We start from the raw sequence: 8,587 nt of genomic DNA on the forward strand, positions 1-8,587 counted from the left end.
ACCCAAGACCATCGCCGCCTACCGCACCGCCCTCGCCGACCTCGACCAGCGCGCCCTCGACGAGCACGACTCCCACGCACGACTCACCGACATCACACGCCAACGCGAACACCGCACCTCCCACGGCGCCACCACGTCCACGCGCCCGCGCCCGTCCTGCGGCCTGCCTGGAAGGACGCCTTCCGGACGTTGAGCGCCCGGAAGGCGTCCTTCCAGGCAGTTCCCACGACGGTCCACAATAGACACCGCCGGTGAGCGGAGTCAGTCTCTTTGTTGAGGATTCTCTCAGGAGGCCGTTCGTATGCTGGCGGTGATCGCTCGCCAAGGGGGACACCATGCGAACTGTCTTGATCACCGGGGGCACCGGCAGCCTCGGCTCGGCGACCGTACGTCGGCTGGCCCGCCGCCATCCCGGCTGGCACGCCGTCGTGACCGGACGCGACCTCGCCCGTACGACCGAGCGTGCCAGAACGCTCGCGGCCGAGCTGAACGCCCCCGTCACGCCGTTGAAGCTCGACCTGGAGTCGCTCGACGCCGTGCGGGACTTCGCACAACAGTGGCCCACACGCGACCTGCCACCGTTACACGCGCTGGTGTGCAACGCCGGAACGCAGGTGGTCACCGGTCTACGGCACACCGTGGACGGCTACGAGGTGACGTTCGCGGTCAACCACCTCGCCCACTTCCTGCTGACCAACCTGTTACTACCCCACCTGAGCGCACCGGCCCGCATCGTGTTCGTGTCAAGCGACACGCACGATCCCGCGCGGCCCACCGGCTTACCCGACCCGCATTACACGAGCGGCCGCGAGCTGGCGCGGCCGGCGGACACGGGCGACCATCCGATGACGGAAGGCCGCCGGCGGTACACCACGTCGAAGCTGTGCAACGTCCTCACCGCGTACGAGCTGGACCGGATGCTCGGGCCCGAGCGGCGAACCAGCGTGAACGCGTTCGACCCCGGACTGATGCCGGGGACCGGCATGGCCCGCGACTACAACCCGCTGTTCCGGTTCGCCTGGAGGTACGTGATGCCGGTGGTGACCGTGCTGCCGCGCAACTTCCACACGACGTGCACGTCCGGCTCGGCGCTCGCCCATCTCGTCGCCGACGAGGCGCTCGACGGCGTCAGCGGCACGTACTTCCAGGGCCGCCGGCCGAGGCGGTCGTCCGCGGAGTCGTACGACCGTGACAAGGCCGCCGAGCTGTGGCGCAGCAGCGCCGAGCTGGTCGGGATGCCCGCACTCGCCGAGGCTCGCTGACGGTGTCCACCCGCGGCCACCGGTACCGATCGCTCCACAGAGGACAGCACGGCCGCCGCGGTCGGGACCGTGAGTGACTTGGGGACGTAACCCGCAGGTGGCGTCGTCGTCGGGTTCCCGCGCACCGCGACGGCCCGATGAGGCACGATGTCGGCGTGGCGCACCCCGAGCGGATCGGCCGCTACCGAGTCTCGCGGCTTCTCGGTAGCGGTGCCTTCGCGTCCGTGTGGCTTGGCACCGACGACGCGCTCGGCGAGCCGGTGGCCATCAAGGTGCTGGCCGAGAACTGGGCGAACATGCCGGACGTCCACAACCGTTTCCTCCTGGAGGCGCGGCTGCTGCGCCGGGCGGACTCGGATCGGGTCGTGCGCATGTTCGACATCGGCGAGTTGCCCGACGGCCGGCCGTACTTCGTGATGTCCTACGCCGACCGCGGCACCGTGGCCGACCGGATGACCGGCCCGTTGCCGATACCGCATGCCCTGCACATCGCCGTCGAGACCGCACGCGCGGTGGCGGTGCTGCACCGGCTCGGCGTCGTGCACCGCGACATCAAGCCGTCCAACGTCCTGGTACAGAGCACACCCGGCGGCCACGAGCGGATCGTGATCAGCGACCTCGGCGTGGCCAAGCACGTCGCGCAGGCCTCCGGACACACCATCGCCGCGGGCACCCCCGGCTACATGGCACCGGAGCAGGCCGAGCTGGGGCTGGACGTCGACGTGCGCGCCGACGTCTACGGGCTGGGAGCGTTCACCTACCACCTGCTGACCGGGACGAAGTACGACGACAGCGGCCTGCGCCGGATCGCGCTGCCCCGCAGGCTCAAGCAGGTCCTGGCCCGGGCCCTGGAACAGAACCGCGACCGCCGCTGGCCGGACGCCGGCGCCTTCGCCGACGCGCTCGCCGACGCGCTGGCCGACGTCGTGTCGGAGGGCGGGACGGCCTGGCACGAGAGCACGCGCCTGGATGCCGGCGAGAACGTGCGAGCCGCGGAGCCCGGCCTGACCCGGCCCCCGCCGCCGCGGCGAACCCGCTTCGTCGTCGTCGCCGCGGCGTGTCTCGTGGTCGTCGGCGCGGTCGTCGCGACGACGCTGGCCCTCGGCCGGAACGAGGAGGGCCTCCCGGTCGCCGGAGGTTCCCCAACCGGCCAGTCGCGGTCCCCGGGAGCGTCGCCCGTTCCCGCCGGACCGTTGGAGATCACGTTCGTGGTCCGCCGTGCGTCCGGCTACGCGGTCCAGAGCTCCGGTGTGGACGGTGGCACGCAGTGGGCGAACCTCCGGCTGGACACGGGTGGTTCCGTGGTCGCGCAGGTGAGCGTGTACCCGCCCGGCGACTTCGATCCGACCGAGGCGCAGGAGGGCGACCCGATCGAGCTCGCGGGCCGGCCCGGCTTCTACAAGAAGGCGCTGCCGGATCCCGAGACCGGTGACACGCCCGCCACCCAGACCCGCAAGCCGGCCGCGGTGGTGCGGTACGCGGACGACGCGTGGTACGTGGTCCAGTCCGACGTGCCGCCGCCGGACGCACGCAGGACCGTGTCGCGGATCGCCGCGGCCGTGCGCTTCGACGGCCGGCGGAAGCTGCGGTTCCCCGTCCGGTTCGGCCGGCTGCCGGACGCGCTCCACGCCTGCGGCGGGTTGGACGGGCTCGATCCGGGATGGCGCGGACCGTGGAACGCGTGGATCGACCTGTGCGACGACAAGCCCGGCACGGGCATCGGCACCGGCACGACCGCGGTCCGGATGATGATGAACCCGGCCGGCGAGGCCGAACCGCCGCCGCGGAACGCACGGCGCATCGGCGGACGGCCGGTGCAGTTCACCGCGAGCGGGGCGACCGTGGACTGCGGCGGGTTCGTCCTGTCCATCTGGGTGGCGGACAGTCACCGGAAGCGCTACGGCCGGGCGGCGGTGACCGAGATCGTCGAGGCCCTCGAAGCCCGCGACTTCGACAACAGGGCCAAATGGTTCAAGGGTGAGGTCGCCGTCCCGAACGGCTGACGGTTTCGAATGCGAAGCAGTTGCCGATGTCGGCGCCATGTCCCCGATATGGGGGCCGGGCCGGCACGTCGTTGCTAGCGTGTGCGCGATGTCGGAGCGAGGACACACCGGACGGCTCGTCGGGGGCCGCTTCGAGCTACTGGACCGGCTGGGCAGTGGCGGCATGGGGACGGTGTGGCGCGCCCGCGATCTGGGGCTGGACCGCGAGGTCGCCATCAAGGAGGTGCGCCCCGCGGACGCCGCGCTCTACGAGCACAACCCGGCCCTGGCCGCCCAGCAGCGGGAGCGCGTGCTGCGCGAGTCCCGCGCGCTGGCCCGGCTGCAGCACCCCAACGTCGTGTCGATCTACCAGATCCTCGAGGTCGAGGGCTCGCCGTACCCGTGGATCGTCATGGAGCTCGTGCGCGGCAGCTCGCTGCAGGACCGCCTGCGGCACGGGGCCCTCACGCCGCAGGAGGCCGCCCGCATCGGCCGCGGTGTGCTGGGCGCGCTGCGGGCGGCGCACGCGGCCGGCATCCACCACCGCGACGTGAAGCCGGCCAACGTCCTCTTGCGACCGGAGGGCGGCGCCGTGCTCACCGACTTCGGCATCGCCGCACTGCGCGACTCGACCACGCTCACCGCGACGGGCGAGGTGATCGGCTCGCCGGAGTACATCGCCCCGGAACGGCTGCACGGGGACGAGACGCGGACGGCGTCGGACCTGTGGTCGCTCGCGATGCTGCTGTACGTGGCCGTCGAGGGCTACCACCCGCTGCGCCGCGCGAGCACGATGGCCACGCTCGCCGCCGTGATGACCGAGCCGGTGCCGCCGCCGAGGCGGGCCGGGCCGCTCACCCCCGCGCTCACCGCCACCCTGGTCGCCGACCCCGCCGCCCGGCCGAACGGCGAGCAGCTCGACCTGATGCTCGCCGCCGCCGAGGCCGGGGCGGTCGCGCAGCCGGCGCCGTACCAGCCGCCCGCCGGGCCGGCGCCGTACCAGCCGGGACCCGACACCGGGGCGGCAGGACGCAAGCGAGCCGTGGCCTGGGCCGGCGTGGCCACGCTGGCCACGTCCGCCGTGGTGGCCACGGTGATCGCGCTGATCATGTCGCGCGTGCCCGGGGAGGGCGGCGCCGCAGGCAACGGCTCCCCCGGTACCCGGACCGCCGGCGTGCCCCAGGTCAGCGTGTCCACGGCGCCCACGGCGGCGCCCACCGCGCCCGCCACCGACGGCACGGCCCAGGAGGACCTGCTCACCCCGCGCGGGGCGCGTGCCGCGGTCGCCGCGCTGACCAAGGAGATGGGCGGCAGCAAGGTGTCCGAGCTCGACATCTACGCCGACCACGCGTCGGCGACCGCGCCCACGAAGGCCGTGAAGAACGGCTTCGACAGCTTCACCTACCGGGGCGGCACCGTCACCCGCGACGGGCCGGACGGCGTGGACGAGGACCGCGCGGTGCTCGACCTCAAGGCGGTCAACTGGGACGCGCTGCCCGCGTTGTGGAAACGCGCGGAGAAGGAGCTCGGCGTCGACAAGCCCACCGCGCGCTACCTCGCCGTGGAGACCGACATCATCGACGGCACGGCCTCGATGAGCTTCTACCTCGCCGACGACTACGGCGGCGCCTACCTCAAGGCGAACCTGAACGGCGAGGTCATCGAGCTGTACGCCCGCTGACGCGAGGGCACGCGGCGCAGCGGTGGCGCGCGGCGGCGGTGCTAGCGTGGTGGACTCGTAGTCGGGGTCCTTCGAGCGCTCGCGGGGAGCTGGCCAGTGACGGTCCCGGACGCAGCGGCGGACGTTGCTTCGCCGGCTGTCGAGCGGCCGCGCCGGCACCCGGTCTGGGCGTACGTGGCGGCCGGGCTCGGCGTGCCGTTCGTGGTCGGGGTGTGGGCGGCGTGGTTCTTCACGATCGACGACGCGTTCATCACGTTCCGGTACGCCGACAACCTCGCCGCCGGCCACGGGCCGGTGTGGAACGCCGGCGAGGACCCCGTCGAGGGGTTCACCAACTTCCTCTGGATGCTCTGGCACACCCCGTTCGCCTGGCTCGGGGCCGACCTGCCGACCGTGGCGAAGCTGACCTCGCTCGCCGCCGGCGCGGCGATCCTGGTGATGCTGGTGCGCCACTGCCACCAGCGAGGCGGGCTGGTGGCGGCGCTCGTCGCCGGTGGCGCGTTCGTCGTGTTCCTGCCGACGTACTTCCACCTCACCAGCGGCCTGGAGACCGTGGCGTTCGCCGCCGTCGTGGTGCGCGCGGTCATCGTCGGCCTGCGGGCGGTCGAGTCGGCGCCGGTACGGGCGTGGGAGCCGTCGCTGCTGGTCCTGGTGGCCGGCATGCTCCGGCCGGAGGGCGTGCTCGCCGCGCTGCCCGCGTTCGCCGCCTGGCTCTGGCTCGCCCGCCGCGACCGGCGTGCGTGGCTGTGGTCGGCGGGAGCGGCCGTGGCCGGGCTGGGCTACGTCGCGTGGCGCTGGTCGTTCTACGGTCACCCGTTCCCGAACACCTTCTACGTCAAGGTCGGTGGCCTGCGTGCCGACCAGCTCTGGCTCGAGACCACCGCCACCGCGCTCGCCCCGCTGCTCGTCCTGACCGCGTTCCTGCTGGTACGCAGGGAAACCCGGCGGGCGGGGGCGTTGCTGTGCGCCACCGTCGTCACCACCTACGCGACGTACGCGTTGTCCGGCCCGACGATGGACTACCTCTACCGGTTCGCGTACCACGCGTTCCCGGTGCTGTGCCTGGGCGCCGGGCTGGCCGCCGGCTCGTCGCGGTCAGGCCGGCCCGGTGCGGTGACCGGCAGCGTGACCGGCAGGGTCACGGGTGCCGTGGCCGGTGCCGTGGCCGCCGGCTGGGTCGCGGTCACCGGCATCCAGGCCCCCGACTTCGGCGTCATCGCCAACTACGGACCCGACCTCGCCCGCGCGCACATCCCCATCGGCCACGGCCTCGCGCGCGCCGACGTGCCGGCCGAGCGGCGCACGCTCGCGGTCGGTGACGCCGGCGCCATCCCGTACCACAGCGGCTGGCGGACCATCGACTACATCGGACTCAACGACGAGCCCGTGGCGCACGGCGCGGACGTCACCGCCCGGGTCGCGGACGCCCGCCCCACCGTGATCGTGATCCGCAGCATCACCGGGGCCGTTCCGCGCACCGTCTACGGGATGAACGTCGCCGAGGTCACCCGCGGCTACGAGTTCGTCGCCGGCATCCGCATGCGCGCCGACTACGCCACGCTCGTCTACGTCCTGCCCCGGTGGGCGGACGAGGTCCGCGGCCCGGTCCTCGCCGCCGTCGGCCGGGCCCAGCGCACCCACGACCCCGGACGCTACGAGAACACCGTCGACCGCTGGCTCGACCGGATCCGCCACGACCTCCCCTGGTGACACCGGTCAGCGGCCGATGGCGTAGCCCATGCCGCGGACCGTGGTGATGTGGTGGGCGCCGAGCTTGCGCCGGAGAGCGCGGACGTAGACGTCGACGATGTTGGAGCCGGGGTCGAAGTCGTACCCCCACACGTGGGCGAGGATCTGCTCTCGCGAGAGGACCTGGCCGGGGTGGCGCAGGAACAGCTCCAGCAGCATGAACTCGCGGGCGGTGAGGTCGACGGTCCGCCCGGCGACCTGGGCCCGGCGGGTGCGCAGGTCCAGGGCCAGCTCGCCCGCGCTGAGCAGGGTCGCCTCCGGCGTGCTCTCGCTGCGCCGCAGCCGCAGCCGCACGCGGGCGAGGAGCTCGTCGAACCGGAAGGGCTTCGTCATGTAGTCGTCGGCGCCGCCCTCCAGGCCCGCGACCGTGTCGGTGAGGGAGTCGCGCGCGGTCAGGATGATCACTGGTGTGTCCACACGGGACTCGCGGAGCGAGCGCAGCACGCTGAACCCGTCCTGGCCGGGGAGTCCGATGTCGAGGATCACCAGGTCGAACGATCCGGTGCGGGCGGCCTGGATGGCGCTGGGCCCGTCGGCCACGATGTGGGGATCGAAACCGTTGGCGGACAAGCCTTTGCGGACGAACGAGGCGATGCGCTCCTCGTCCTCGACGATCAGGATGCGGGTCATGGCGACGTCCCTGGCGTGCTGGGTGGGTTGGTGGGGAGGTCGAGGCCGAAGGTGGCGCCGGCACCCGGCGTGGAGACCAGCTTGACCTCGCCGCCGTGGGCCTCGGCGATGGCGCGGACGATGGGCAGGCCGAGCCCGGCGCCGCCCCGGCCGCCGGGCATGCTGGTGGCGCCCCGGAAGAACCGCTCGAAGATGACCTTCGCGTCGTCCGGGGAGACGCCTGGGCCGTGGTCGGTGATCCAGAAGGCCACCCGGGCCGGGTCGGGACCGCTGTCCAGCGCCGAGCCGAACAGGATCTCCTGGCCGGTGTCGGTGTGCCGGACGGCGTTGTGCGCCAGCTGCACCACGGCCTGCGTGATGCGTTGCGGATCGACGGTGACGGTGCCTTCGCCGATCGCCTCCAGCCGCCAGCGTCGGTCGCCGATGACGCGGATCTTCGCCTCGATGTCGCTGGTCAGCTCGGCCAGCTCGGTGGGTTGGAGGTGCAGGAAGTCCGGCCGCTCGGTCTTGGCGAGCACCAGCAGGTCGTCGACTATCCGGCTCATCCGGTCCAGCTCGTCGACGCAGATGCGCGTGACGGCGTCCAGTTCCTCCGGGTCGCTGGTGCGCGGGTCGAGCAGTTCGAGGTGTCCGCGGACGATCGTGATCGGCGTACGCAGCTCGTGGCTGGCGTCGTCGAGGAACTCCCGTTGGGTGGCGAAGGCCTGCTCCAGCCGGTCGAGCATGGCGTTGAACTGGGCGGCCAGCGCGGCGAACTCGTCGTTGCCCTCGACCGGGATGCGGCGGGTGAGGTCCTGCTCGGTGATCTGCGCGGCGGCGGTGTTGACGAGCCGGACCGGCGCCAGGATGCGGCCGGCGATCAGCCACGACGCGGCGGCCGTCAGGACCAGGCCGACCAGGCTGACCAGCGCGAGGATGCGGACGGTGTTGTCCACCTCGACACGGTCGCGGTCGATGAGGTAGCCGACCACGAAGGTTCCCTCGGTGCCGGGCTCGGTGGGGCTGGCGACGGTGACCTTGGCCCAGCCCAGCTCGCCCGCGTCGGTGTGCACGCGGCCGGTGCCGTCGGGGGAGGCCAGGAGTGGGTCGAGGATCTCGCGCCGGTCGTGCAGGGCCAGCGGCGCCTCCCGGTCCTGCCGCAGGATCCGCCAGTCCGCGCCGGGATACGAACTGCATAGGACCCGCTCGTCCGGGTCTCGTGGTAGCTCATTGGTGGTCACCCATCCGTTTCATCCGTTGTGTGGCCGGGAGTTGCCGGTGTTGTTCGAGCGGCATACGCGGCG

6 protein-coding genes are annotated in these 8,587 nt (G+C 72.6%); 4 read left to right on the forward strand and 2 right to left on the reverse strand.

The genetic code is table 11. The features are described 5' to 3' along the window. Positions 1-335: 335 nt before the first annotated feature. From ACRDTB_RS36085 to ACRDTB_RS36100, 4 genes are all read left to right on the forward strand, one after another. On the forward strand, positions 336-1,262 hold the full coding sequence (locus ACRDTB_RS36085; protein WP_431436746.1) for an SDR family NAD(P)-dependent oxidoreductase: 927 nt from the start codon (positions 336-338) through the stop codon (positions 1,260-1,262). Positions 1,263-1,417: 155 nt separating this feature from the next. Beyond that, entirely contained in the window at positions 1,418-3,265 is a 1,848-nt protein-coding gene (locus ACRDTB_RS36090) for a serine/threonine-protein kinase (RefSeq protein WP_431436747.1), read from the forward strand. Positions 3,266-3,353: 88 nt separating this feature from the next. After that, on the forward strand, positions 3,354-4,925 hold the full coding sequence (locus ACRDTB_RS36095) for a protein kinase domain-containing protein (protein WP_431436748.1): 1,572 nt from the start codon (positions 3,354-3,356) through the stop codon (positions 4,923-4,925). A gap of 96 nt (positions 4,926-5,021) precedes the next feature. After that, positions 5,022-6,635: a hypothetical protein gene (locus ACRDTB_RS36100; protein ID WP_431436749.1), complete on the forward strand. Its 1,614-nt coding sequence runs from the start codon at positions 5,022-5,024 to the stop codon at positions 6,633-6,635. 6 nt (positions 6,636-6,641) lie between these two features. On the opposite strand, the gene ACRDTB_RS36105 is transcribed toward ACRDTB_RS36100, so the two are convergent. Further along, positions 6,642-7,304: a response regulator transcription factor gene (locus ACRDTB_RS36105; RefSeq protein WP_431436750.1), complete on the reverse strand. Its 663-nt coding sequence runs from the start codon at positions 7,302-7,304 to the stop codon at positions 6,642-6,644. After that, positions 7,301-8,524, reverse strand: a complete 1,224-nt coding sequence (locus ACRDTB_RS36110; protein WP_431436751.1) for a sensor histidine kinase — start codon at positions 8,522-8,524, stop codon at positions 7,301-7,303. The genes ACRDTB_RS36105 and ACRDTB_RS36110 overlap by 4 nt, the downstream gene beginning before the upstream one ends. Between the last annotated feature and the right edge of the window lie 63 nt (positions 8,525-8,587).

This window comes from Actinophytocola sp. (genome assembly GCF_050699935.1).
In the GTDB taxonomy this organism is placed as follows: Bacteria; Actinomycetota; Actinomycetes; order Mycobacteriales; family Pseudonocardiaceae; genus Actinophytocola.

Excerpts from the sequence above, each read along its gene's own strand:
- ACRDTB_RS36085 (WP_431436746.1), top strand. The coding sequence starts at position 336 with ATGCGAACTGTCTTGATCACCGGGGGCACCGGCAGCCTCGGCTCGGCG.
- ACRDTB_RS36095 (WP_431436748.1), top strand. The coding sequence starts at position 3,354 with ATGTCGGAGCGAGGACACACCGGACGGCTCGTCGGGGGCCGCTTCGAG.
- ACRDTB_RS36105 (WP_431436750.1), bottom strand. The coding sequence starts at position 7,304 with ATGACCCGCATCCTGATCGTCGAGGACGAGGAGCGCATCGCCTCGTTC.